Annotated in this window: 24 protein-coding genes; 15 read left to right on the top strand and 9 right to left on the bottom strand. The window is 45.3% G+C overall.

Going from position 1 to position 25,893, the window contains the following annotated elements:
• The first annotated feature begins 4 nt into the window (after positions 1-4).
• Both MMB75_RS22350 and MMB75_RS22345 read left to right on the top strand, forming a co-directional pair.
• Positions 5-1,099, top strand: a complete 1,095-nt coding sequence (locus MMB75_RS22350) for a GerAB/ArcD/ProY family transporter (RefSeq protein ID WP_090891249.1) — start codon at positions 5-7, stop codon at positions 1,097-1,099.
• Positions 1,096-2,295: a Ger(x)C family spore germination protein gene (locus MMB75_RS22345; RefSeq protein ID WP_277510888.1), complete on the top strand. Its 1,200-nt coding sequence runs from the start codon at positions 1,096-1,098 to the stop codon at positions 2,293-2,295. Before MMB75_RS22350 ends, MMB75_RS22345 begins: the two co-directional genes overlap by 4 nt.
• Before the next feature lie 74 nt (positions 2,296-2,369).
• Here the strand turns inward: MMB75_RS22345 and MMB75_RS22340 are convergent, their stop codons facing one another.
• Complete coding sequence (locus MMB75_RS22340) at positions 2,370-2,918, bottom strand: PadR family transcriptional regulator (RefSeq protein ID WP_013369310.1); 549 nt, start codon at positions 2,916-2,918, stop codon at positions 2,370-2,372.
• Positions 2,919-3,078: 160 nt separating this feature from the next.
• Between MMB75_RS22340 and MMB75_RS22335 the strand changes: the two genes are divergently transcribed.
• Positions 3,079-3,570, top strand: a complete 492-nt coding sequence (locus MMB75_RS22335; RefSeq protein WP_016819418.1) for a phenolic acid decarboxylase — start codon at positions 3,079-3,081, stop codon at positions 3,568-3,570.
• Positions 3,571-3,678: 108 nt separating this feature from the next.
• On the opposite strand, the gene MMB75_RS22330 is transcribed toward MMB75_RS22335, so the two are convergent.
• The 3 genes from MMB75_RS22330 to MMB75_RS22320 form a co-directional block, all read right to left on the bottom strand.
• Positions 3,679-4,125: a hypothetical protein gene (locus tag MMB75_RS22330; protein ID WP_242210495.1), complete on the bottom strand. Its 447-nt coding sequence runs from the start codon at positions 4,123-4,125 to the stop codon at positions 3,679-3,681.
• Between the two features lie 269 nt (positions 4,126-4,394).
• Positions 4,395-4,790 carry a winged helix-turn-helix transcriptional regulator gene (locus MMB75_RS22325; protein ID WP_016819416.1) on the bottom strand — a complete coding sequence of 132 codons (396 nt, stop codon included), beginning with the start codon at positions 4,788-4,790 and terminating at the stop codon, positions 4,395-4,397.
• 163 nt (positions 4,791-4,953) lie between these two features.
• Positions 4,954-6,297, bottom strand: coding sequence for a glycoside hydrolase family 30 protein (locus tag MMB75_RS22320; RefSeq protein WP_017425752.1), 1,344 nt, complete (start codon positions 6,295-6,297; stop codon positions 4,954-4,956).
• A gap of 213 nt (positions 6,298-6,510) precedes the next feature.
• Between MMB75_RS22320 and MMB75_RS22315 the strand changes: the two genes are divergently transcribed.
• The 6 genes from MMB75_RS22315 to MMB75_RS22290 all read left to right on the top strand — a co-directional run bounded on the left by MMB75_RS22315 (position 6,511) and on the right by MMB75_RS22290 (position 11,576).
• Positions 6,511-7,191, top strand: coding sequence for a response regulator transcription factor (locus tag MMB75_RS22315; RefSeq protein ID WP_016819414.1), 681 nt, complete (start codon positions 6,511-6,513; stop codon positions 7,189-7,191).
• On the top strand, positions 7,188-8,957 hold the full coding sequence (locus tag MMB75_RS22310) for a sensor histidine kinase (RefSeq protein WP_257126657.1): 1,770 nt from the start codon (positions 7,188-7,190) through the stop codon (positions 8,955-8,957). Before MMB75_RS22315 ends, MMB75_RS22310 begins: the two co-directional genes overlap by 4 nt.
• A gap of 24 nt (positions 8,958-8,981) precedes the next feature.
• Entirely contained in the window at positions 8,982-9,491 is a 510-nt protein-coding gene (gene pssA, locus MMB75_RS22305) for a CDP-diacylglycerol--serine O-phosphatidyltransferase (protein WP_045245152.1), read from the top strand.
• Between the two features lie 22 nt (positions 9,492-9,513).
• Positions 9,514-10,008, top strand: coding sequence for a DedA family protein (locus MMB75_RS22300; protein ID WP_277510879.1), 495 nt, complete (start codon positions 9,514-9,516; stop codon positions 10,006-10,008).
• An 88-nt stretch (positions 10,009-10,096) separates the two neighbouring features.
• Positions 10,097-10,513 carry a phosphate-starvation-inducible protein PsiE gene (gene psiE, locus MMB75_RS22295; RefSeq protein WP_016819410.1) on the top strand — a complete coding sequence of 139 codons (417 nt, stop codon included), beginning with the start codon at positions 10,097-10,099 and terminating at the stop codon, positions 10,511-10,513.
• 55 nt (positions 10,514-10,568) lie between these two features.
• Positions 10,569-11,576 carry an AI-2E family transporter gene (locus MMB75_RS22290; RefSeq protein WP_013369319.1) on the top strand — a complete coding sequence of 336 codons (1,008 nt, stop codon included), beginning with the start codon at positions 10,569-10,571 and terminating at the stop codon, positions 11,574-11,576.
• Positions 11,577-11,753: 177 nt separating this feature from the next.
• Here the strand turns inward: MMB75_RS22290 and MMB75_RS22285 are convergent, their stop codons facing one another.
• Positions 11,754-12,641 (bottom strand): EamA family transporter, encoded by an 888-nt coding sequence (locus MMB75_RS22285; protein ID WP_277510872.1) that lies wholly within the window; start codon positions 12,639-12,641, stop codon positions 11,754-11,756.
• A 333-nt stretch (positions 12,642-12,974) separates the two neighbouring features.
• Between MMB75_RS22285 and MMB75_RS22280 the strand changes: the two genes are divergently transcribed.
• Positions 12,975-13,535, top strand: a complete 561-nt coding sequence (locus tag MMB75_RS22280; protein ID WP_113050195.1) for an NADPH-dependent FMN reductase — start codon at positions 12,975-12,977, stop codon at positions 13,533-13,535.
• A gap of 91 nt (positions 13,536-13,626) precedes the next feature.
• Here MMB75_RS22280 and MMB75_RS22275 read toward each other — a convergent pair whose 3' ends face one another.
• Entirely contained in the window at positions 13,627-14,556 is a 930-nt protein-coding gene (locus MMB75_RS22275) for a ketopantoate reductase family protein (RefSeq protein WP_103042165.1), read from the bottom strand.
• 509 nt (positions 14,557-15,065) lie between these two features.
• On the opposite strand from MMB75_RS22275, the gene MMB75_RS22270 reads away from it, so the two are divergent.
• From MMB75_RS22270 to MMB75_RS22260, 3 genes are all read left to right on the top strand, one after another.
• Positions 15,066-15,437, top strand: a complete 372-nt coding sequence (locus MMB75_RS22270; protein WP_103042166.1) for an MmcQ/YjbR family DNA-binding protein — start codon at positions 15,066-15,068, stop codon at positions 15,435-15,437.
• 119 nt (positions 15,438-15,556) lie between these two features.
• Positions 15,557-16,183 (top strand): nitroreductase family protein, encoded by a 627-nt coding sequence (locus MMB75_RS22265; protein ID WP_019686089.1) that lies wholly within the window; start codon positions 15,557-15,559, stop codon positions 16,181-16,183.
• Between the two features lie 38 nt (positions 16,184-16,221).
• Complete coding sequence (locus MMB75_RS22260; RefSeq protein WP_277510863.1) at positions 16,222-17,181, top strand: ring-cleaving dioxygenase; 960 nt, start codon at positions 16,222-16,224, stop codon at positions 17,179-17,181.
• 114 nt (positions 17,182-17,295) lie between these two features.
• Here MMB75_RS22260 and MMB75_RS22255 read toward each other — a convergent pair whose 3' ends face one another.
• Positions 17,296-20,661, bottom strand: a complete 3,366-nt coding sequence (locus MMB75_RS22255; RefSeq protein ID WP_277510861.1) for a DEAD/DEAH box helicase — start codon at positions 20,659-20,661, stop codon at positions 17,296-17,298.
• Positions 20,662-20,826: 165 nt separating this feature from the next.
• A complete protein-coding gene (locus MMB75_RS22250) occupies positions 20,827-21,777 on the bottom strand; it encodes a macrolide 2'-phosphotransferase (RefSeq protein WP_016819401.1) in 951 nt (316 codons plus the stop codon).
• 333 nt (positions 21,778-22,110) lie between these two features.
• Between MMB75_RS22250 and MMB75_RS22245 the strand changes: the two genes are divergently transcribed.
• A complete protein-coding gene (locus MMB75_RS22245) occupies positions 22,111-23,199 on the top strand; it encodes a site-2 protease family protein (protein ID WP_016819400.1) in 1,089 nt (362 codons plus the stop codon).
• 155 nt (positions 23,200-23,354) lie between these two features.
• Here MMB75_RS22245 and MMB75_RS22240 read toward each other — a convergent pair whose 3' ends face one another.
• Complete coding sequence (locus tag MMB75_RS22240) at positions 23,355-24,269, bottom strand: AraC family transcriptional regulator (protein WP_016819399.1); 915 nt, start codon at positions 24,267-24,269, stop codon at positions 23,355-23,357.
• A gap of 174 nt (positions 24,270-24,443) precedes the next feature.
• Between MMB75_RS22240 and MMB75_RS22235 the strand changes: the two genes are divergently transcribed.
• Complete coding sequence (locus tag MMB75_RS22235; protein ID WP_277510853.1) at positions 24,444-25,838, top strand: glycoside-pentoside-hexuronide (GPH):cation symporter; 1,395 nt, start codon at positions 24,444-24,446, stop codon at positions 25,836-25,838.
• The last annotated feature ends 55 nt before the right edge of the window (positions 25,839-25,893 follow it).

Below are 25,893 nucleotides of genomic sequence, written 5' to 3'. Positions count from 1 at the left end.
CAAGATGGCCCGTGGGAAAAAAGCGGATAAGATTACAACGTTACAGACAACGGCAATTGTGGTTTGCTTTATGCTGGCTGCCGGGTTGCTTACCCTTCCAAGAGTAGCAACTGAAGCTGCAAAAACACCGGATGCGTGGATATCTGTCATTTTAGCAGGGGTGGGCACTTTTCTGTTCGGATGGGTTATAGTCAAACTAAGCTCACGGTTTCCAGAAAGTACCTTTTACCAGTATGTTCAGCAAATAACAGGCAAATTCATTGGCAAAGGGATTGGCATGCTGATTGTTATTTATTTTGTTTGTATAGCCGCATTTGAAATCCGATCTGTGGAGGAAGTAACGTCGTTCTTTCTGCTTGAAGGCACTCCGGCGTGGGCGATTTCAGCACCTTTTATGTGGCTCTCTCTGTACCTATGCATGGGGGGAGTGGGTTCATTAGGAAAGATATGTCAACTGATATTTCCGGTTTCGGCGGCTATCTTTTTGCTGATCTGCTTGCTGAGTTTAAATATTTTTGAATTGAATAACTTGCGTCCTGTCTTGTCGGAGGGGGGAATGCCAGTGCTTAGAACGCTCAAGACTACAATCCTGACATTAACGGGGACAGAGTCCTTGCTGATTATTCTTTGTCGGATGGAAAAACCTGAGAAAGCAACCAAGGCAATCGGACTGGCGATTGGGATCGCGGTCGTTTTTTATACAGCTACGTTGATCCTGTGCATTGGCGCCTTTTCAATGGAAGGGGTGTTGAGCAGAACCTGGCCATTTTTAGATTTGGCCCGCAGCTTTGAAGTGGAGTATCTGTTGTTGGAACGGTTCGAGTCCTTATTGCTGACCATTTGGATCATGCAGATTTTTGCCACATTCAGTATTGCTTTTTATTGTGCTTCGCTCGGAGTATCTCAAATTTTGAATAACTCTTATTCCAAGATGTTGTTCATTTTGCTTCCGTTTATCTACCTCTTGTCCCAAATTCCGAAAAACTTGAATGAGCTATTTTCTTTTGGAACGGTTATCGGAAATGTAGCGTTCGCTTTATTCGCGCTACTTCCACTGCCCCTGCTGCTTATTTCTCGCTGGAGAGGGGTGGGGTCATGAAGAGAGTCCAGTCAGGATTACTCGGATTGATGGCTCTCCTGATGTGCTGTACACTTTCAGGTTGCTGGAGCAGTTCCCCAGTGGAGGATCTAAATCTGGAGACAGGTATTGCTTTGGATATAGCGGAAGAATCCTCGCAAGAAAAGGAAATTAATCAGGAAGGGGGAGATTATCCAAAAAAGGAGTTAATTACAGGAACCTTTCAATTTGTCATTCCAGAGGAAAGCGGCGGCTCCAACACCTCCTCTCCACAAGCCAAAAAATTTTTTAATATTACGGAAACAGGAGATTCTGTTTTCGAAATGATAAGAGAAATTTCTTTACGGACCAATCGCCCTCCCATTGGGCAACATTTGAAAACCGTTATTATCAGCTCCAGTCTGCTTCGCAAGATTCCGTTGTATGAGCTGCTGGACTTTTTCTTGGGGGATAATGACATTCGGCCGAGTGTACTGCTGCTGATTAGTACAGAAAAGGCGGGGAATACACTCCAGGAGAAGATCCCTGGTCAGATTCCTGCCTATATTCTAAAGGATATTTTCCAAAACCGAAAACGGAACGCACGGTTGATAAAACCCATGGCTTTGGTTAAAGTGATCGGGCCCATGAAGGGCGAAAGAAGCTTTATATTACCTAATGTCATTACGGCGGAGAATGAAATCAAGCTCGCAGGTGCGGGAATCATCAAGGGAAAGACACAAACATACGGTGGTTATCTGAATGAGTCAGAGGTTGAGGGGCTTATGTGGATCAAAGGCGATCTGAAGGGAGGCGTGCTGAAAAGCAGCGATCCGAAGACTGGAAAAAATATAGCATATGAGATCAAAGCGGTGAAAAGCAAGATCAAGGCCATCGTTAAGGGGGATGACATTTTCTTTCAGGTAAAAATGACCTCAGAGGGACGTGTCTCGGAGGTGCATATAAAGAATGAAAATTTGCGTAACAACAATGTGCTTGGACAAGAAGAGAGTCTTTTTCAGGAGAAAGTGAATTCATTAGCTGAACAAACCGTAGCTAAGATGCAAAAGCTGAAGGTTGATGTCGGAGGTTTCGGAGAAGCCTTGAGAATTCAACATCCTAAAGTTTGGCGTAAGGTCAAAAAGGATTGGGATACCACTTTCAGCACCATTCCCGTAAGGTTTAGCACAGATATCCATATTGAAGATTATGGCTCTTCGATTACGACGGCAGACTGAGGAATTTTGTTTGCACCTGTTATGGACAAACCTTCAATACCACGAATCTAGGTGGCATTGAAGGTTTTTTAAGTCTATTTAAATAGAGATAGTGTCTCTTTCAGCCATGTAATATAGCTTTCTTCCCGATTAATGGCACGGCTCAGCACCAAATAATGACCGAATTGACTAGAGCCGGGCACTTGAAGGTTTTCGTCCAGCCGTTGAAGAGATTTTTTACTTTCGTACAGATATTCCAGCTTTTCTTCACGTTTGGCAATCTGATCCTCGAACAAGCGCTTGCTTTCTTCCTTGGGGATGGCTGCTGAGAAATACAGCATGAGCATAAACTCATCCTTTTCTGTTTCCGGTAACTCTTTGGGGCTTAGCAGCCATTCGGTTAGCTCTTGGGTTCCTTTGGGGGTTATACAGTACAACTTCTTTTCCAGCTTGGCTCCTGTAATGGAGGTGCGATATTCAATGAGTCCCTCTTCGGTCAGCCTTTTGAGCTCGGGATAAATCTGACTATGCTTGGCACTCCAAAATTGCCCGATTTCCTGCTTGAATTGGCTCGTAATATCGTAGCCGCTCATTTCCTCTTTGTGAACCAGGCCCAAAATGGCATATTTTAATGTGCGTTTCAACGTTGTTCTCCTCGCAATGGGTATTTGACAACAGTATATCACAGCGCTACAATTTATATGTATCATAAAACATGTTGATATTTACATGTTTGAATGATTGTTTATTATTTTGGTGTCTTGTTCAATTCATAAACTCATAATAAGGAAAGAAGGATGCAAGATGGACAAGTTTATCGGCAGTCACATGATTTACACCTATGAGAATGGTTGGGAGTACGAAATATATATTAAAAATGAGGATACGATTGATTATCGCATTCATAGTGGTATGGTAGGCGGACGCTGGGTACGTGATCAGAAGGTCAATCTGGTGAAGCTGGTAGAGAATGTGTATAAAGTATCGTGGACCGAACCGACAGGGACAGACGTTTCCCTGAACTTTATGCCTGAGGAAAAACGGATGCATGGCATTATTTTCTTCCCTAAATGGGTTCATGAGCATCCGGAAATCACAGTACGCTACCAAAACGATTTTATTCCGCTGATGGAAGAATCGCGTGAAAAGTATGAAACCTATCCGAAGTATGTGGTTCCTGAGTTTGCGGATATTACATTCATCGAAAATGCAGGTGTGAACAACGAACAATTAATCTCCCAAGCGCCTTACGCTGGAATGACAGACGACATTCGCGCGGGGAAGCTACAAGCATAATCCAACATGGTTAATAGAAGTTGTGCAGCCTGAGCCTGTGGTAAGCAGTCTCAGGCTTTTTTACGTAAACTGGAGAGTGGATTGCTTAATGGGAGTGGTGGACGATATCTAGAATGAATAGTAGACCAGTCCATGCTCGATAAGATATGAACGACTAATCCGAGGGGGGAGGATGGTCGCTGTTGGGGAGAGAATGTACGAATTCGCATGGGCAGTCAGATCGGATAGGGCAGATAGTGCCAGCTCTGTTTTAACAGGTCCCCAGTGATCAGCGCGGTGCTTAATATATTGTTCAGCCTCGGTCAAGGAGAGACCTTTGAGCAAAGTAAATACGGAAGCCCAGCGGACGAGGTCAAAAGTGCCTTTAATTTCAGGCAGCTTATATTCCGCCAGGCCTTGAGCGCCGTTACACGACATAGTAAGCAAGCCGCAGCAATGGTGTTGATACTGTTCAGGATCAGGAAATTGACGATGGTCGTATTGGATAATTGCTATGGAACCAATGCATAATTGCGTCGTTTGCAGCGTTGAGGGCTGGGCAAGCGTCAGGCTCATACTGGAACGGCCTCCTTCTTGGATTCACTGTAATAGGGATGAAAGAATCATACGTCACAGCGGATGTAATGTAAATCATGAATACAAGCGTAAAACAAGAATATGTAGCGGAAAACGGATTTTAATGGCAATGGAAACGGATACTTGTATCCGTCTCTTTTATTATCTTGACGATGGTCTTTATATTACAAAAAAACAACCCCAAGTCACCCCAGGGTCGTTTTTACGAGAAATATATATCTGCATTGCAAAATGCTTGTTTAGCTGAATCACACGGGTGTTACATCCTGAATGGCTTCTTCTTTTTCCTCTTTCCAGATCACGTTCTCGCGATAGTTAGATCCCCAATCGTACATCGCTCGCAGTACCGGGATCAGGCTTTCGCCATGCTCCGTCAGTGAATATTCCACATGTGGAGGGACGACAGGATAGACTTTACGCAGAATGAGTTGATCTTCTTCCAGCTCGCGCAATTGGTTGGTCAGCATTTTTTGCGTAATGTGGGGGATCAGCTTCTTCAATTCACCGAACCGCTTGGTGCCTTCCATACCAAGATGCCACAAAATAATCAGCTTCCATTTGCCACCGATGACCGCGAGAGTCAATTCTTTATCACAATTAATCAGCTTCAAATCAATCCGGTCTTTTACAGTTGTGATGTTCATCGACCTCCTGTCCGTAGTTATTCCAAGTATACTATGCATAACTACAGTACGCAAAAGGAGATACATCCATTTTGGAAACTATGCATACGATGGGATACGAATAGACTGAAATCACAATCTGATGATGTGCGCCAGGCTGGAAGCTTCCAGAAATCTACGACGTTTAAGAAGGAATAACGATGGTGTTAAAGGACTCCGGCTCCAGCCCCAAACGGTGTGTTATTTCTCCGACAGACAGGTTCAGCACGCGAGATTCCTTGAACGGGTTGGCGATGACCAAAGCCCTTTGTCCGTCTGTATTTTGAAAAGCAACCGCATTTCCAGCCCATGAACCTTGAATTCCAATGCGTCTGGCCCCTGGCAATACAAAATGAGAAAAGTGCTTCATAACGTAATATTCCGGGTTCAGCATAGGTTTTCGATCTGCTGGATCAACGGTGATCATCGAATTTTGCTCCCAGCCCCATGTGCTCTTGCCTCGTGGTTCCAAAACCATATTCCAGTAAATATATGCATTCACGCCATTGGTGAAGTAGTGTTGGTACAGGTTATATACATATTTGGCGTAGTCCCATGAGTTTTCTCCGTTTCCGCATTCATTTTCGGTCTGCATATAACGAAGCTCAGGATAGCTGGCTACGGTACGCTGAATGGCATTTTTACCTGCCCACTGATAACCTACACCTTTAATATATTTATAGGCCTCGGGGTCACTCAATACGGTATGGGCATACTCATCGAAGCCAGTTGAAGTTTTCTTCATTAATTCCTCCCACGGATCGGGAGCGTTAATAGTACCCAGCCAAATTTCCGTATCCAGTCCGTGTTCTTCAAAAGCAGGCCCCAAATAGTCGCGAATAAATTCACGTAGTTGTTCTCCGGTCCATACGCAGGAAGGGAATTTCTGATCAGCAATGACTTCATTTTGAACATGAACCTGATGAATCGTAATGCCTGCCTCGCGGTATGCCTGAACAAATTTGACAAAGTACAATGCATACGCTTTCAAGATATCCTTTTCCCAGCGCAACGTTCCGTAATTGTAGGCTTTCGGTGATTTCATCCATGTCGGCGGACTCCAGGGTGAGGCGAACAGCTTCAAGTCTGGATTGAGTTGTAACGCTTCCCGAATAAAAGGAATGAGATATTGCTGATCGCGCTCAATGGAAAAGTGCTTCATCTCTATGTCGCCGTCCGTTTCATTATGGCTGTACCATTCCAGCGCGTAGTCACTCGCTCCAATAGGAAGTCGGCATATCGTGAATTTGTGCTCGCCCTCCGGGTGAAAGAGAGCATGAAGCACCTGATCCCGCTCTTCGCTGTCCAAATGATTCAGGGCCACATAACCCAATTCATTAAAACAGCCGCCAAAGCCTTCTACAAGCTGATATGTTTCTCCTGTAAAGGTTAGGTTGGCACTCTCTTGGGTTTGGGTCAAATGATGAGCTTGGGATTGCCAAGCATTAGCTTTGGAAGTGGAAAACCACTGAATGGTTTGATTGCTCATGTGTACCCCTCCTGTTCAATCTTTTTGTATCTCTACTCATTATAGGGTAGGATCGTAGGGGAAGAGATGGTCTGAGCGAAGACAAATTTGCCCTTATCCAAGGTGAAATTTGCGGATGAGAAGTTTCCGTAAATAAGAAGTGGCGAGAACACATAAAGTACACATCTCTTTGATATGCTGTTGTCCTAGAATGACCGAAAGAGGGAAGTCGATTTGAATAAAAGAGTTCTTCTCGTGGAGGATGAAATACGTATTCGTGAAGTGATTGCGGATTATTTTAAACAAAATAATTGGGAAGTCTATGAAGCAGGCAATGGAAAAGATGCACTCCTCTGGTTTGATTCGGTGCAGCCGGAACTCATTATACTCGATATTATGATGCCTGAGCTGGATGGTTGGGAAGTATGCCGTCAGGTACGCAGCCATTCAGGTGTACCGATTATTTTGCTGACGGCCAAATCCGGTGATGATGATAAAATATTGGGCTTTGAGCTGGGGGCAGATGACTACGTGACCAAGCCTTTCAGCCCCAAGGTGCTGATTGCTCGCGCGAACGCGCTGATGAAACGGGTAGAGGGACATGTGCAGCCGGAGTCGCATATTTTGCGGTTCGGCAGTGCTATGCTCAACACGATGGCTCATCGGCTTGAAGTGGATCAGGCGGAAGTTGAGCTGACGCCCAAGGAGTATGAGCTGCTGCGGCTGCTTATACATAACAAAGGCATAGTTGTTTCACGAGAGGCGATACTGAACCGGGTGTGGGGTATCGACTTTGAAGGGGACACACGAGTTGTTGATACGCATATCAAAAAGCTGAGAAGTAAGCTGGGCCGTGAATCACGCCATATCCGCACGGTTTTTGGTACAGGCTACAGGTTCGAGGAGGAAGAATGAACAAACGGGGAGTTACCTTTAAGTTGTTCATTATGACGGTTGTGTTTTTCCTGTGTTTTTACGGAATGGTGATTTTAAGTCAATTGCTGTTTTTTGAAAATTTTTATCAGAAACAGAAGATTGGGCGTGTGGAAAGTCGTTTGCAAAGCTTCGGTCAAAGTTATGTCCAGGAAGCTTGGGGGTCTGGCAGGGTTTCGCGTGAGGCAGCTCGTTTTATGCTTCAGAATAAAAACCAGTTGGCGATTGTAACGCTGGACGGCAAAGTAAAGCTGGATGATGCGTTTCATATCAATCTCAGAAAAGCAGATGGTAAAATCGTTAAAATATCGTTGTCTCTGTTTATGAGCGAATACGGAGATGAACTGAGAGCTGCGCGGATTCAGCCTGGTGACACGGTGACCGTTGAAGGTGAGATGTTGGGAACTGACGGCATCTCCTCTGCCTATTTAATTTATCCATCAGGCATACAGAAGCTTGGTTTCAAAAATATAGGATCAATTTCAGATGAGACAAGCACAGATGACAGTGTAAGACTGTCCGGTACGGTGACAGAGATTGTGCTGCCGGATCTGAAAACATGGAGTCAGCGCCAAGGTCTGCTGTATAGTGCGCTGGAGGAATGGTTTCCTTTATCCCAAGAGCATCTGGGGAAGCTTAAAAATTTCGAGGTGTTGGAGGAAGAGTGGACGGAACCTTGGACAGGGGTACGAAATGCCATTATCGTCCATCCTGTTCGTCAGAGCACAGGCGAGATCGACCTCTTGTTCACTGTGACATCGTTGCAGGAAATCAGTGAGACGAATGAGGCTCTACGCTGGTTTTATCTGTATCTGGGGATCGGCGGATTTGCACTCATTCTGATTTTGTCCCTGTTCTATTCCCGAATGGTAACCCGTCCGCTCATTACTTTGAATAATACCGCCAAGCGGATGGCCAAGCTCGATTTTACAGCCCATACGCCAATCCGGCAGAATGATGAGCTGGGTAGCCTGTCCTACAGCATGTATACCCTGTCCCAGAACCTGGACACAGCTTTGCGTGAGCTTCAGGAGGCCAATCAGCAATTGGTCGAGGACATGGAACAGAAGCAGAGAATGGAGGCTGTACAACAAGACTTTTTTGCCAATGCTTCTCATGAGCTGAAAACCCCGCTAAGTATTATCAAAGGGTTTGCAGAAGGACTGCAAGATGGAGTCAGCGCCGGGAAGCAGGACCATTATATGAAAGTCATTGTAGAGGAAGCGGACAAAATGGAGCGATTGGTCAAGGATATGCTGGACCTTGCCAAATTGGAATCTGGAACCCTCAAGCTTCGCAAAACGACCTTTATTTTGAGCGAGCTGGTGGAGGAGGTTGTGGATAAGCTATTCCATCTGTTGAAGGAGAAGCAGCTGGAAGTGGTCATTATTCCTGCCAATGAGCTGCCGATTCATGCCGATATAGGATGGATGGAACAGGTGATTATCAACTTTGTTGTCAACGCCATACGGCATGCTGAGGAAGGAAGCTCGATCACGATTCGTATCGAAGGCTCTGGGGAAGTCAATACGTTTTCCATTGAAAATAAGGGGGAGACCATCCCAGACGATCAGTTGGAGCTGATATGGAATCGTTTTTACCGGGCCGAGCTCTCCCGCAGCCGCCAGACAGGTGGGACAGGACTCGGGCTATCGATCGTTAAACGAATTCTGGATTTACACGAATTCCGCTATATGGCGGAGAATACCAAGGACGGCGTCCGTTTTGTCGTTATATTCGGAGGCTAAGCTATGGCAAAGGAGTTAACAAGTATGAAATGGAATTGGTTGCCCTCACTTTGCACACTTGCAAACCTGGGGGCAGGGGTCCTATCCCTATACTTCACGATTCATGAGCAATATATGACCGCCTTTACCCTCGTGGTAGTGGCTGCTTTATGGGATGTACTGGACGGTTTGCTGGCAAGGCTGCTGCATTGCTCCAGTGATTTTGGCAAGCAACTTGATTCACTGGCGGATGTGGTCTCATTTGGTGTTGCTCCTGCTTTTCTAATCTTGCAGTACAAGCTGGGAGATACCCACTGGATAGGACCGCTTGTAGCCGTGTTGTTTGTGATATGCGGTGCGGTGAGGTTGGCGAGATTCAACCTGATGGCTTTTAGCAAAGGCTTTGTGGGTATGCCCATTACAGCTGCGGGCGTGATTTTGTCCTTTATGTTTTTATGGAGTGAGCATTTGAAGCCGGGATTGTTGCTGGCACTCATGGTAGTGCTGTCGTTCCTGATGGTTAGCCGTATTCCCTTCCCGTCCTTCAAAAAATAATCGGTCAGGAGGTGGCGCCTCTATGGAATGGGCCATCAGCATGATTACACAATACGGATATATTGCTATTTTTGCACTGCTTGCCCTTGGAATTATAGGGCTACCCGTTCCTGATGAAATTATTATGGTGTTTGTCGGCTACCTATCCTATATCATGGTACTGAATTATTCCGTGTCTATATTAGTCAGTTTCATTGGGGCGATGACAGGGATGATGATCAGCTACACGCTAGGCAAAAAGCTGGGTCAGCCGCTGGTAGATAAGCACGGCAAGTGGGTGGGACTGACACCAAAGCGGTTTGCAAAGGTAAAAGGGTGGTTTGCGCGCTTTGGGTTGTGGACCATTTTGTTCGGTTATTTTATTCCAGGAGTCAGACATGCGACAAGCTATTTGTCGGGGATTAGCGCGATGCCTGTACGAAAATATATGCTGGTGGCCAGCGCCGGTTCTCTGGTATGGACACTGATCTTTATCTCCATTGGTTACATTGCCGGGGCCAATATAAACTTTCATTAAGGTGACCGCAAAAGTAATGTAGCATTTTTCACGTATTGCACCGATAATATAAATAAAAGAACCTGTACAACCAGTGAGGGGATCTGTATTGAATGCATTAATGAAGTATATTGAAAAGTTACCTGGTTTTCTGCAAATGATCTTGAATATCTCGCTGTTTCTGGTCGGGCTGATTTTAAGCTTCTTACTTCTAAAAGAAACATGGGCCATATTTTCATATGTGTTCTTGTCTACAGAAGACGACAAAAATTACTATGAATTCACGGAAGAACTGCTTGTATTCTTTTTGTATTTTGAATTCATTGCATTAATCGTTAAGTACTTTAAAACCAATTTTCATTTTCCATTACGTTATTTCATCTATATTGGGATTACGGCCGTCATCAGGCTCATTATTGTGGACCATGATGATGCTAAAAATACATTCTGGTGGTCCATTGCTATCCTAGTCATGGTAGGTTCTCTATTGATTGCTAACAGTAAGTTGTTAAAGAGAGAAAGTTGATGCCGAGGAAGATTGCAAGGGTGACAGTCAAGTGGGAGAGAGGGAATAAAGACGAATGGTAAGAAACTGGATGAATCATGCGGGCGTCAGGCGGGCAGCCGTCCTTGCGATAATCGTTTTACTGCTCTTCATGTTAAGAAGCATGATGAATATTATTTTGTTAACACTGCTGCTTACGATTTTGATTGGCAGCATATATAACGGTGTGAATAAGCTGATCAAGCGGTTCGCCAATGTGCCGCCTATGATTGTGCTGCTACTGGTATACGGGTTGCTGATTCTGATTATCGTGTGGGGAGTTTACCGAATGGTGCCGCTAATCAGCGTACAGGTCAAGCAGGTGTATCTCATGATACAGCAAGCTTACATGTATCCTGATCGTAACCAATGGAACGAAACGATTATTGAATTTATGGACACGCTCAATGTTCAGCGGTTATTTGAGCCTGGCTGGAATGCGGTAATGAAAATTAGCCAACTGGGAACACAACTGCTGGTATCAATTATTCTGAGCTTGTTCTTCCTGATGGAAAAGTCCTATATTACACGCTTTACAGCTACGTTTGTGGATAGTAAGCTGGGTTGGTTCTTCAAGGAAGTGGGCCATTTTGGACGCATGTTTCTGGGTACATTCGGGAAGGTGCTGGAAGCTCAGCTATTGATTTCACTCATCAACTGTATATTGACGACGACGGCTCTTTGGATTATGGGTTTTCCCAATCTGCTCGGCCTCGCGCTCATTATATTCTTGTTGGGGTTGGTGCCAGTGGCGGGTGTATTCATTTCCCTGATCCCGCTCGGTCTGATTGCTTTTAGCGTCGGGGGAATCAATTATGTGATTTACTTGGTTATTCTGATCGTAGTTATTCATGCGATTGAAGCCTATTTCCTGAACCCGAAGCTGATGTCATCCAAAACTAATTTACCGATCTTCTTTACCTTTGTTGTATTGATCTTCTCTGAGCATCTGATTGGGGTGTGGGGCTTGATTGTAGGTATTCCGTTGTTTGTTTTCTTCCTTGACCTGATCGGGGTACAACGCAAGCAAGAGAAGGATACCTAATCTATTTACGACAGATACGAACATAGTAGTGACCATTGATTTTTCATGACGAATGCCTGCGAAGCCGCAGGCATTTTTTGATTTCCTGGTATTCCTCATTTTATTCATGGAAAAGCTGGCTGACGCTCATCATCGTTCAGGAGGAGTCCAACGGTACGTTTTACTTCCTTTAAATTTTCACATCCATATTACAACTATGATTCCGATTATAGCTATGATTACACCGCACATTTCCGTTCTACTCATTGATTCTTTCAGATAGAAACGAGCATATAGCAATACTACAACAACACTCAAGGCGATAATTGCAGAAACAACCCCGGTAACCCCATTATTAAAAGCAGCAAGTTTAAGTACCATGGCTAAAACATTTACAAGACCAACTCCTATTCCTAAGCATAAGGTTTTAGAAAGGGTCCAACGGTTCACAATTTCTCTTTGTTTATTAATTCCTACTTGAATTGAAAAAGGTCTTTGTCCACTAAAATTAATTAGGAAAGCTCCAGAAAATAATATACTGCTTGTTGCAAACATCAATGTTAGGAGTGGTAGGATAGAAACACCATTTAGTAAAGCTTGTTTTGATGATAAGTCCGTAAAGCTATAAAAAATGATCGCCAATAAACCAAACTGCCAGCCTTGATACGTACCTTCCTGTAGATCTCTTTTATATCTGATGATGAGCAGAGAAAGGATTATGATACAGAATCCAACCAATTGCACGGGACTCAGCTTTTCTGCCCAAAGTAATGCAGCTAAAAGGACAACAATTACAGGCGTCAATCCAGAAAAAAATGCAATGACTGAAGCCCTCCCCACAGCATATCCCTTATACAGAAATGTGTTGGCCAAAAAAGAGAAGACGCCCATTAAAACACCAAACCAAACTTCGTTACTCCATATTTGATTAACAAATAAGTTTATGATTAAAGCTAAAATTGCACTAGAGATATATACACCAATAAACATTAGATCTCGATTAATTGTTCGTTGAGAAGTCCATTGGTAAAGAATGCCTCGTAAGCCAAAGAAAAAAGCAGCCCCTACTGCGTATGCAAACCACATTGCTTGTCCCTCCAAATACACTCAATAAAAATGTATGACTGAAATGAAACGTAATGAATTGTTAACTTCATAAATTATAAATATCCATTGGACTTTCCTAAAGGACCAATCCCGACACAAATAACCAGTCCAATTTATTTAAATCGAATTTAATAGTTTATTTACTAGATATTTGTCCGACACTTTTTCGCGGTCGCTTTCGATAAAAGACGGAGTAATCACAACACACTTGTTTGCGGCAGTATATCTATTGTTTTACCCGTTATCTCATCTTACTGGCCAACTTTTGTAGTACACTGAGTATCAAGATTAGATCAAGTGAAAAGAAACGAGATGAGATGGATGGAACAAAAGATTAAGGTATTGGCTATATCGGGGAGCCTTCGTCAAAAGTCTTCCAATACCGCGCTTATGAAGGCTACTATTGGATTGGCTTCTGAAAATATATCATTCATAGTTTATGATGGATTGGGGGATCTGCCCCATTTTAATCCTGACTTGGATGTAGAGGAGGGGCCAGCTTCCGTAAGAGAGCTACGGGAGCAATTGAAACAAGCCGATGGAGTGCTGATCTGTACGCCGGAATATGGGAATGGTGTGCCGGGTGCTTTGAAAAATGCCTTGGACTGGCTCGTATCTTCAGGTGAATTTGTAAATAAGCCTACAGCGGTCATTAGCGCTTCGCCGTCCCCTATGGGCGGTAACCTGGCTCATGCTTCGCTGTTGCTCACATTGCAAATGATCAATGCAGAGATTGTGGAAAATGGAAAGGTCATTATTCCGCATATCACATTGAAGTTGAATCAAGAGGGCACCATAACAAATGCTGAAACTAGACAGGAGCTGGAAGCATTACTTCAAGGGCTTGAGCAAGCATGCAGAGGACAGGCATAGAAAAATTCAAAGCAGATCCTTCATCATAGAAGGATCTGCTTTTTCGGATGGCCACCTACTACGTATTCAACGGCAGGTATTCATCAGTTATCTAAATGTTAGAAGTGTTCAATAAGCTCTCATAGACCTTTAAACGGGCATACACCGTTTCAAGTATCGGATATGAGACATTACTGCCAGAAGCCAATGCCAGAAGTGCACCATGCAGATGGCTTGCTTCAACCGGTAGATTTTTCTGCATATCACGTTGCATGGAAGACATCATCTCAGGCTTTAAGGAATCCATCGTTTTTAGCGTATGAGCTTCCATTTCTGAATGAATAGGCATATCGGCGTTGCGTGCGAGTGTGACGATCTCATGCAGTAGCTTTTCATAGATTGCACGCGATTCGGGTGTGGCGAGTATAGCTCCGACGGAGCTACCCATGAGGGTTGTGATTCCGCTCATGCTGGCAATAAATATATACTTCTGCCAAATTTCACGCTGAATGTCATGACTGTGTGTGACGGTGAAGCCTGCATGATCAAGATGGCTACATAATAGTTGCGTACGCTCTGAATTTGCTCCATCCCATTCCCCAAAAACAATGCGATGGAACGGGCTTGTCTGAACGATAGTGCCTTTGTGATTTAACGTCGTTTCGATATAACAAAGCCCACCCAGCACTTTTTCAGCTCCGAAATATTCGCGCAAAGATTCAAAATGTTCATAACCGTTAAGTAAAGGAAGAATCATGGTATCTTTGCCGATATAAGCCGCAAGGTCGGGCTGCAATAGAGGCAGATGGTACGCTTTGACCGCGAGAATAATACAGTCAAATGGCTCAGCAGCTTCACCGTAGGTAATAGCCTGGATCGGTGTCTGAAAATCTCCGTGCACACTTTGAATCGTCAGACCGTTTTCTGCCAAATGAAGCTTTTTGGAAGGGCGCACGAGAAAGGTTACATCTTCTCCCTTTTGAACCAGGCGTCCCCCAAAATAGCCTCCAATAGCTCCTGCACCCACAACTAGAAACCGCATCCTAGGGTACCTGCCTTTACTTTTTGTTTCATTTCCTTTAGTTGCAAAACATTAAGCGCCTTCGAGTTTGTCATGATACATTCAAATCCTTTCCTACCTTGGTTTTGGAAAACAAAAAAACCTTCCAGCACATTGCTGAAAAGGTCCGAAAGGCAAAAAAAGAGTCAATTTGCGACCGTTCTTTTGTCTCGGTCCTTTCGGATCAGAGCAAAATCCAACGAGTTCACCTCCATAGGCTCACGCTTATACTTATTAAATTACACCTTACCAGAGTACCGTTCGAATATATCGATACAGCCTCTCAGGGAAGTATACCAGAATATCAGGTTCCTGTCCCATATAAAGCCAATCCGAACAGTGTGTGACGGTATCCATAATGATTTACCTTTAGCACAGTTCCCCTAAATGTAGCACGGACTTAGTGTATATGTAGCGTAATGAAGGTGATATAATAGGGCGCAAATAGGTAGGTTCATAGAACAAAAACTGGAGCAGAGGAGAGAAGGCTGGTGTTTGAGCAAATTGTAGCGTATGGTCTGAGCCAAAAAGAGGCCGTTAAGGATTATCCATTTGGAGCTGATCCCCTGGTACTAAAGGTAGGGGGCAAGATGTTTGCTCTCCTGACTGAAAAAGATGGCGTTAGCCACGTATCCCTGAAATGTGATCCGGTCATTGCAGAAAACCTGCGTCAGCAGAACAAGGCAATTAAGCCAGGCTATCATTTGAATAAAAAGCATTGGAATACGGTAGAGGTTGATAATGGCTTTCCGTTGGAGGATTTGTACAGCATGATCGACCATTCGTATGAGCTGGTCTTCAAAAGCTTAACCAAAGCGCAACGCGAAGCGATTACGATGAGGATACGGGCTACGGATCTATAAAGGGCTGGTGAAGCCCTTAGTAACACTTTTATAGTTTTACTTGACAGAAAACCACTAAAGATATATTCTTAATTTAAAGATAATTTATTTGAAAATAATATCAAGGAGTGGAACTGAATATGAGCGAACTGGTGAATGTTATTCAAGAGAGAAGATCGGCTTCTAAATTTATTCCTGATGTTACTATAGATGCAAAAGAACTGGAAGAGATATTTCAGCTGGTGAAGTTTGCTCCATCGGCTTTTAATTTACAGCATGCGCGTTATATCGTAGTGCAGGATGCAGAGATCAAACAAAGGCTGCATGATGAGGCAAGTAAGCAGTATAAAATATTAACCGCTTCGGCCACTATTGTAGTGCTGGGTGATACAGAGGCTTATACCAAGGTAGCTGACCTCAACGAAGGGTTCCTGAATTTGGGTGTTCTGAGCAAGCAGGAATATGATAGCACCGTAGAATCGGTAACTCAGTTTTATCGCGAGCGGGGACCTGTCTTCCAGAGAGAAGAAGCGATTCGTAATGCCAGCCTGTCGGCTATGCAATTTATGTTGATTGCCAAGGACAAAGGCTGGGATACTTGCCCAATGATCGGTTTTGACCCGGCGAAGGTGCAGGAAGTATTGAATATCCCCGAGCAATTTGTGCCTGTAATGATGATCACCTTGGGGAAAGAGGACGAATCGGGGCAACGGGCAAGAGGATATCGCAAGCCGGTTGGACAGTTTGTTAGCTACAATGGATTTTGAAATTTGTAAATCATCATGTTCATTAAGGAGTGATTGAGATGTCTTTGAAAACCGCTGGAATTCACCATATTACGTCCTTTGCAGGCGATCCACAGGGCAATGTTGATTTTTACGCAGGTGTGCTTGGTTTGAGATTGATCAAAAAGACAATTAACTTTGACGCTCCAGAAGTATATCACTTGTATTTTGGGAATGAAAAAGGCAGCCCGGGCACGATCATTACCTTTTTTCCGGCTCCGGGTACACGCAAGGGTAAAATTGGAGGCGGACAGGTCGGGATTACGACGTATGTTGTGCCGCCGGGCTCAATGGATTACTGGGAAAACCGTCTGCACAGCTTAAAGGTATCCTTCACGAAGGCTACTCGTTTTGGCGAGTCATTCATCCAGTTCCGAGACAATGAGGGCTTGCATCTGGAACTGGTGGAGCGCGAGGAAGGCCCGGTGAATACGTGGACAGCCGGAGGCGTGCCTACAGATAAAGCGATCAAGGGCTTTGGAGGAGCAGTGCTCTACAGTGCGGATTCCAAGCACACCCACGGCGTGCTGGAGAATGTTCTGGGCATGACTCCCATCGGAGAAGACGCAGATGCAGGCTATATCCGTTATCAGACGACTGGGGATCTAGGCAACCTGATCGACATTCCGGTCAAAGATGTACCATGGGGGAACGGCGGCGCCGGTACGGTTCACCATATTGCGTGGCGCGCGCAGGACGATACTGAGCATCAGGCGTGGGACGAGTGGGTTCGTCAGCATGGTTTTGGGACCAGTGGCATTGTAGATCGCCAATACTTCAATGCCGTATACTTCCGCGAGCAAGGCGGTATTCTATTCGAGATCGCAACCGATCCGCCCGGATTTACGGTGGATGAGGAATTGAATGAGTTGGGGCACAAGCTGATGCTGCCTGAATGGTATGAGCCTCAGCGCGCCGAGATTGAGTCTAATCTGGTTCCCATCGAACCTAGAGTACTCCAACAGGATGAATCGGTTTAAGCTGGACAATCACATACGGAACACCAAAAGGTCCAATGCGGGAAGATTTCCACCCTCATTGGACCTTTTGGTATCTGAATGTCATTAGTGTAAAAATAAGCGTGGAAGAGCTGTTTAGATCATGAGCAGCTCACGAATTTCCAGTTCGGTCAGTGCTGAAAGGCTTTCTTGCCCCGGCTGAATGACCTGGTCGATCAGATTTTTCTTTTTTTGCTGTAGCTCATACATTTTGTCCTCTACCGTACCTTGGGCGATGAGCCGAATAACCTGCACCACTTTTTTCTGGCCCATTCGGTGTGCGCGGTTGGTAGCCTGCTCCTCTACAGCGGGATTCCACCACAGGTCATACAGAATGACGGTATCTGCACCAGTGAGATTCAGACCCGTACCTCCTGCCTTGAGGGAAATCAGGAACAGCTCGCGTTCTCCTTCGTTGAAGCGACTGCACAGCTCGACTCGTTCGGGGGCGGGAGTCTGTCCATCCAGGTAAAAGTAGGGGACCCCCTCACGAGAAAGCTCACGTCCGACCATTTGAAGCATCGTGGTGAACTGTGAAAAAATGAGCATCCGCTTCCCGGAGCTGAGACATTCCGTAATAATCTCCAGCAGTTGTTCAAATTTGGCCGAGCTTCCCGTATATCCTTCGATGAATAAGCCCGGATGACAGCAGAGCTGCCGAAGTCGGGTCAGTCCTGCGAGAATTTTGATCCGGTTTTTCTGAAATCCTTCTTCGTTAAGATGCTTCAACGTTTCATGCTGGAGCTTGGCCAGATAAGCCGTGTACAGCTTTTTTTGCTCTGGTAGGAGGCGTGATACCTGCACGGCTTCGATTTTCTCCGGCAGTTCCTTAAGAACATCACTCTTCAGACGGCGCAGCAGGAACGGACGAACCCGCTTGGCAATTACATTTCGAGGCAGGTTGTGAAACGCTCTTTTTCCGCCGGGAAATAGCTCAGGAAATACAACGTCGAAGATGGACCAAAGTTCTTCCAATGTATTCTCGATTGGCGTTCCTGTCAGGGCAAAGCGGTAACGGGCTTGTACATCCTTAACGGCCTGTGCCGTCTGGGTAGCATGATTCTTGAACGCCTGCGCTTCGTCCAGAATGAGCGTATGAAACGATGGCTTGCTGTACACATCCGCATCGCGTCGCAGTAGCGGATAGGAAGTAATAATAACGTCATAGCTGGCAGCATCCCGTATAATTCGACTCCGTTCCTCCGGGCTGCCATCTGCAATAGTGACACGGATATGCGGGGCGAATTTCTCCAGTTCATTCCGCCAATTGTACACCAGTGATGCAGGGGACACGATCATGGCTGGAAGCTGCTGACTGCGAATTTCCGGCAATACTGAAACGAGGAAGGCAATGCTTTGCAGCGTTTTGCCCAGCCCCATATCATCTGCCAAAATACCTCCAAAACGGTAATGTGCTAAGGTCTTAAGCCATTGGAAACCGTAGACCTGATAATCTCTCAAGATAGGGGCAAGCGTGACGGGTACTGGAAAGTCGAGATGGTCAGGATTGCGTATATTTTCTAGCAGCTGGCGAAAGGTTTTACCCAAGGTCAGGCTTTTTACATGATCGTGAGGATCAATTAAATACAGACCCTGCGTGACCGGGATTCGAATCTGCGCTGCATCCAGATCGCTTTTGCGGATACCTGTTTCGTTCATGAACCGAATTAATTCCTTGTACTCCTCTGTTTCCAGTGGCAGCAGGGCACCATTCGGCAGACGGTGATATTTCTGTTTTTCTTCCAACGATTGGAGCAGCTTGCGAATTTCCGATTCCGGTATACCCTCAATATCAAATTTAAATTCAAGCCAATCCGTACGTTCATCCCACTCCGCCCGTATTCTTGGGACAGGCAGCGTATTATTGATTTTCGATTTGACTGCACCCGTGGCATAGACGTCCAGCAACTTTTCCAGTTGTGGAACCGTATGGTACAAAAAGTCATACTCCGCATCTTCATCTTCCATAAAATATCCGCTGTCTGTTCTGGCGAAGGAGCTATGCTCCATCAGTTCCAAAATCCGTTGCTCCTGTTCCCCATCACGTATCAGAATCCGGTCGTTACCTGGCGTTCGTGCATCTGTTTCCAACGGGTTGATGATGATGTCTCCATATTGGAATTCCAATCCTGCCAGTAGTTTGTCTCTTACCCGGTCCAGATACAGCTTGGCCTTCAACGGATGCTGGGCGACCCGCTCTGAGACAGAACGGGTCATATGGACACGTCCGAGCTTCATTAACCCGGGCACGACCTTATCCATAAAAGCTTCCATCTGTTCTGGTGCGATCTGGACTGCTCGTCTGTGATGTACCTCGACCATTCGTTTTAACTCGGACAAACGCCGTAAGGAATCATCCTTCTGCTTGACAAGCTTGCCATCGGCAATGACGACACCGTAGTCCTCCATGATGGTCAAGTCATCTAATCCTTGAATGCTTAACTGGTAGCCTTCGCTTGTGGATTCGGCCTCATCAAATTCAAATTGCAGCGGAAGCATCAGGTCGGACTGAGGAATACCTTCGCTCATGTTACCGTGAATTTCAAAATAGACGCCCTGTGCTGCTGTCAGCAAGGGGAACAGCCTATCCCAAGCGGCAGGCGGGATGAGAAGCATTCGCTCGCCACTCATATGACTGCCGGAGGCTGAATACGTACCAGAGGTTTCCCGAATCATGCGCTCCTGATGGCATACCTGGGATAATTGCTGTAGGATCGCATCATGTTCAGCTCGGAAGCGGTACAGCTCAGGCTCGTAAGAGAAGCTCTTCGTGAACATGTAGCTATTCCCACGGTCGATACTGTCCAGAAACGGACGGATTTTCTGAACGATGTATAATCGTTTGGGTCCAGCCTTCATTTCCAATCCAAACATATATTTTTGGTAACCGTAGGCAAAAGGCCGGATGACGAATTGAAAATCCAAGATCGCACGAGTATCCAGCAGCGTAGGAGTGCTGCGAAGCGGTCTCTTGCGGCCGAATAGTTTTAACATACTGTCGGTCAACTGGAGATCCCCTTGTGTGATGCCAGAGGATCGTGAAATTCTAGCAGTGTGTTCATTGGGGGCATCTGTAGATGTGTACATCCCGTCTGAACCCATGCTCCCCGCTGGATCTGGGGCAGTGCCGGGATGAAGTCTGGAGACATAGGAGCGTACGGATAGACTTTTTCCACGTCGTATATCATAGGCGTTAAGGAGAACAGCAGCAATATGTTTGCAATAACGTCCGGTGGTCTGAAATGAGCTACAGGTACATTCCGCGCGGATACTGCCGTTGGGCCGGATCATTGCAGCAACGGCATAAAAGCCGTTTCCTTTGACTGTAGCTTCATACACACCTTCATTATGATCTATTTGTGTAAAGGCCACCTTTTTGGCCCGATAATAGGCATCCCCGTCGTCATAAGCAGATTGACTGCATAGTTGTCTGATCGCTCGCCGGGTAAGTTCAAAACTCATGGTTCGTAATCCTTTCCTGAGTTATTCCGTTTTCTACATGATAACAGAACAGACCGGGTGAAGGACACTGGAGTGCGGAACGTAACTTTAGGAAAAAGAAGAGAAGAAAAAAAGCAGGTCTTGGTCCGTCATTGAACCAAAGCCTGCCAGGTGGCTATAGCTATATTATATGTCGGGCAACCCTTCTCCTTGCTCATGAACTCCCAGCGCATTACGTGCCATATCCATATACTCTTCCACACCAGACTTAAGGGCGAATTCGGCGATAAGCACAGGGTAAGCTGAAGTTAATTCGACGATATGATCGCTCATACGCGGCCATACACGTCCGCCTGCTGTCTCATAAAGCTTCAATAAACGAGCAAGCTCTGCTTCTCCGAATAAAGTATAGTAACTCGTAAAATCAATTGCCGGATCAGCTACTTCGGCCTCGGTCCAGTCTAGTATTCCAGTAACCTCTGTATTCGAAGAGACTAGAATATGACCTGGGTGCAGATCGCCGTGCACAAATGCGGAATATGCCGGCCAGTAGCTATCGTCAGCTAGCCACGTCTGCCATCGTTGCCACAGCTCCTCGGATACACCAAAGACGCGCCGTGTTTCTTCCATTCGCTGAGCCATTAATTGCCGAACTTCGTCGTGCTGCTTTACGCGAACACCGAAATCAGCTGCCCGTTGGTAATCTATCCGGTGCAACGCGGCTAAGGCTTTAGCGAGTGAAGCAACGAATCTATCCGTCAGAGCGTCAGGGTTGATGAACCATACATAGCTTTTTGTTTCCATATCAATAGTAGCAGCGGGAGTTCCCCCCAACTGAGGATAGGCGATGAGCTTTGGACTATATATTTGCCAATCAGGTACCGCTATAGGAAGAGTATCACGAATCATCCGAAGCACCTTATGCTCGTAAACGGCAGATTGAATCACATCTGCTCGTCGCGGTGTACGTAGAACCCAAGGGGTATCGTGGATGTCTTTGGCGAATACGGCTCGGAAATCCAGCCCGGATTCATTGAGTTCCAATCCTTCATGTTGTATGTGAAGCCCATTGCTTTGGGCAAGGGCCAATATATCGCTAACGTCATTCGGGTTAGTCAAGGGACGCTTTTCAGTCATATGAAACACACCTCATTGTTCAGATTTGGTCTTAAAAAAGGTAACTTAAACAAGCTTCAACCCTTCATGTGAAAAACGGGTTGAGCTTCATTGAGAAGTCTAGCCTTTTATCTGAGACGCATGTAGTGAGTACACATGAGTGAGCAAACCTCCTTTTACAAAATAGGGTATCTAACCCAGCCCTAATATACCATCCGACATTGGAGGATGTCTACAATATGCGGAATAATGTACATGGCTTCCCCAGTTCGCTTATCTGTGGGTTAGAGAAGTTTTTACAAGCTGCACATTGCAGGATACAATGGAAGTATTAGAGAAAGGAGACGGATACGTTTGCAAAAAGAAGACAATAAGACCGATTCCAAATCCGGCTCATCCAAATGGTATCTTGGTAGTGCAGCAGCATTGCTACTGCTGAAAGGCAAATCGTTACTTGCCCTTTTAAAATTCAGTAAATTTGGCGGTGCGCTGATATCTATGGCATTTACGATTGGCACGTATGCGATCATATACCCGTGGGGATTTGCAGTTGGGTTCGTGTTGTTGTTATTTGTGCATGAGTTGGGGCATGTATTGGCTGCCAAACGCAAGGGGCTTCCGGTGTCGACACCGTTATTTATTCCATTTCTCGGTGCGTTAATCACCATGAAACGACAGCCTTTGGATGCCCAGACAGAGGCTTACGTGGCCATGGGCGGCCCGTTATTGGGGACAGTTGGGGCTATGGCCGTATACGCAGGAGCGTATGCAACAGACAGTCCACTTTTGTATGCACTAGCATATATCGGTTTTTTCCTGAACCTGATTAATTTGCTGCCGATTCATCCGCTTGATGGAGGACGGATTTCTACAGCAGTGACACGCTGGTTATGGCTGGTGGGTCTACTGGGTGGGATTGTAGTCATCGTGTATTTGAAATCCATTTTATTTTTCTTAATTTGGGCACTATTTGCCTATGATTTATACAAAAAATATGTCAAACGCAATAAAGAAGGCGTCAAGGTTCAGTCGTTATTACAGAAGCCGCTGGTTAACGTACAGCATTTGTATGAGCAAGGATATCCGCTACCAGGACCGGAGCATACGCGCAGATTATCCTTTAATACCTACTCGGATCTGGAGGGGCAGCAATATGTAACGGTATATATGGAGAGTCTGGATGTGGAGCATACGCTTCTGCTGCCACAGCAGTGTCTTGTCCAGCATGTATGGCTGAACGGTGTAGAACATCTACCGACCCCAGATGCGTATCAGCTCAGATTGCTGTGTGGGATTGACTACATTCCGTTTGAAAATGATAATTATTACGAAGTACCCGCATCATCACGCTGGAAATTCGGTATCGGTTATATGGGCTTGGCCTTATTCCTGATAGGGATGATGTATGTTGTACACCAGCACATAGGAGATATCAGGCTATGATTCGCAGGATAGGAACTTCACCATCAATTTAGATTATTAAGGCAATGAAACTCATTAGAAAATAAAATAGAAAGAGCGCGACAGCCGAATATAGGGTGTCGCGCTCTTTTTCATATGATATTAACGCAGTGGAGCCATTGCTATCCTTCCTTATTCTAGCTCCTCTGCTCATCAGTAATCGGTTTTAACGTCTGGCGGTACTTAAGTGGGCTGGTGCCTGTCCAGCGCTTGAACTGTCTGCTGAAATGAGCCAGACTGGAGTATCCCAGTAGGGAAGCTACCTTGTTTAGCGGTAGATTGGGCTGCTGGATCAGCACCTTAGCCTCATGCAGCTTGGTTTCCGATAGATAGTGACGTGGTGAATAGCCGTAAACCTTGCGGAACACTTCCTGGGCATAGCCTGGACTGATTCCAAGGGAAGCCGCCACATCTTCAAGCCGGAACGTCTGCTCGCCAGATTCATCCTCTCGATAAGGCTTGAACCTCGATTGTATAGCTTCCATAATGGCCTTGGCATATTGAACGGATGAAGGTGCAATTCTCGGCTCCAATCCCGTAGAAATCATTTGCGAGAATATCCCGAATAGCTCAAACAAAGCAATCTGCATGCGAAAGCGGTCCGCTGTCGTATATTCTCCGTTCTCCCGCACCATGCTGATCCAGCTATGGACAACTTTCTGCAGCTTGGTATTGGTTTCAGTGCCTGCCGGGAAAAAGAGCTGATTGCTTTTAATCATCTCTTGACGGAACAATGGATCATCGACATTAAAATGGGTGCTAAAATAATACATTCCATCAGGGGATACACACTGACTCACATGCTTGAACCCCGGCGGAATAATTAAAATATCGCCTTCCCCCACCGAGTATACGTTATTCTCCATCATCGTTTCCTGACGACCTTCTAGAATGAGTGCAATTTCAAAACCGATATGGGACTCCTCAGGCATGCACCAATCCGCTTTGACCCGATGAATATGGGCACCAAAAAACTTCACATTCCAATCAATAATAGGTAGCCATTGGCAATCGTGGAATAGAGCTGGATCAACATCAGGATTTAATATCATCAGATCACCTTCGATTAGGGCAAATTTTACACCGCTTAGACAATCTCATTGTACCTAACATTTATCTATAATAAAAGAGCGCTTACAAGTGTTCTAGTATAAGCCTTTACATAAAAAAAATCGCTTATATGTAGTGATTTTGAAAGCGATGCCATATTGTAATTAGGAGGAGCTATGGAAACAACATCGAAAGAACGTGTGTCATATTACGTTTACTTTTTGGGGAGTAACGCAATTCTCTGTCTGGTTGCCTCTTTTGCAATGCTATTTTATACGGATTATGTTGGCATATCTGTTTCTATTATTGGTACTTTATTCGTACTAGCCCGTATATGGGATGCGCTTAGTGCTCCGATCTTCGGTGTGATCATAGACCGGGCCAACCTAAGGGGTGGCTTGTTCAAACCCTGGACGAATCTGGCTTCTATTATTTTGCCAATACTTACTGTACTTATTTTTCTCGTTCCGAGTGATGCGTCACTCACCGTCAAGGTGATATATATTGCCGTCACGTATCTGGTATGGGAAATGTGTTACACGATCAGCGATGCGCCTGGGTTTGGCTTGGCTACACTGATGACGAAAAATACGCATGAACGTGATCTATTAATGTCCAGAGGTCGGACGATGGTCTTCTTGGCATTTATGGTCATCTCCTCCTCTTCGGTAGCCGTAGCCAATCAGATCTCCTGGCCAATTTTGGCGTTAATCGTTGCTGTAGCAGGTTTGATTTTAATGAACTTTACTCGCTTTAATGTCAAAGAGCGTTATTCCAACAAGGAAGAGAAGGTTACGCTCAAGCAGATTGTGACGTATCCCATGCAAAACAAGCAGCTTTTATTTTACCTGATGTCGTTTATGACACTGTCCATGACCAATCTGCAAGGGATTGTCGTCAGCTACTTTGCCTTATATAACTTGAAAAATCCTATCTATATTTCAATTCTCATGTTCATTTCCTTGGGTGTGCAGCTGCTCACCGCATTAATTTTACCGCCGTTTATTAAAAGATTTGGCAAGTGGAAAGTGAATGTCATCAGCTTGCTTGGATTGTTTACTACAGGCCTGTCCTTATTTGCAATCGGTTACAGCAACCCCATTGTAGTATGCGTATTTGCAGTTCTTTTTGGCCTGTTCAGTTCCGCGCCGCAGCTTATGGTACCGATGTTTACCGCCGATTGCGTGGAATATGGCGCATTCAAAAAAGGGGTGCGTGCCAGCGGAACCGCTTTTGCTACCCAAACGTTTGCAGGAAAACTGGGAGGAGCAGCAGCCAGTGGAATTGTTGCCTATGCGCTTGCCTTTGCCGGCTATATTCCGAATGTACCGCAGACTGGACAGGTGCTTACGTGGATATTTGCGCTTTATGCGGTAGTGCCTGGTGTGGGAGCATTGATTACGGCAGGCCTGTTCGCATGGCTGTACAAGATTAAGGAAAAAGACGTAGAGGGCTGGCTGGCAAGTGCGAAAAAAAATCAACAGCAGGCGGATCTCACGAAGCAGGATGTTGCTGGTAATACGATATCTGTTCCATCCCTGAAAAAGCCGCATAACAGCCACGGTATTTGAAACAAAGCTATATAAGTTGAACACGAAAAAAATCCCATGGAAAACGGAGTAGGCG

The organism is Paenibacillus sp. P2(2022) (assembly GCF_029522175.1).
Taxonomy (GTDB): domain Bacteria; phylum Bacillota; class Bacilli; order Paenibacillales; family Paenibacillaceae; genus Paenibacillus; species Paenibacillus polymyxa.
This window is presented reverse-complemented; position numbering and strand designations above follow the sequence as displayed.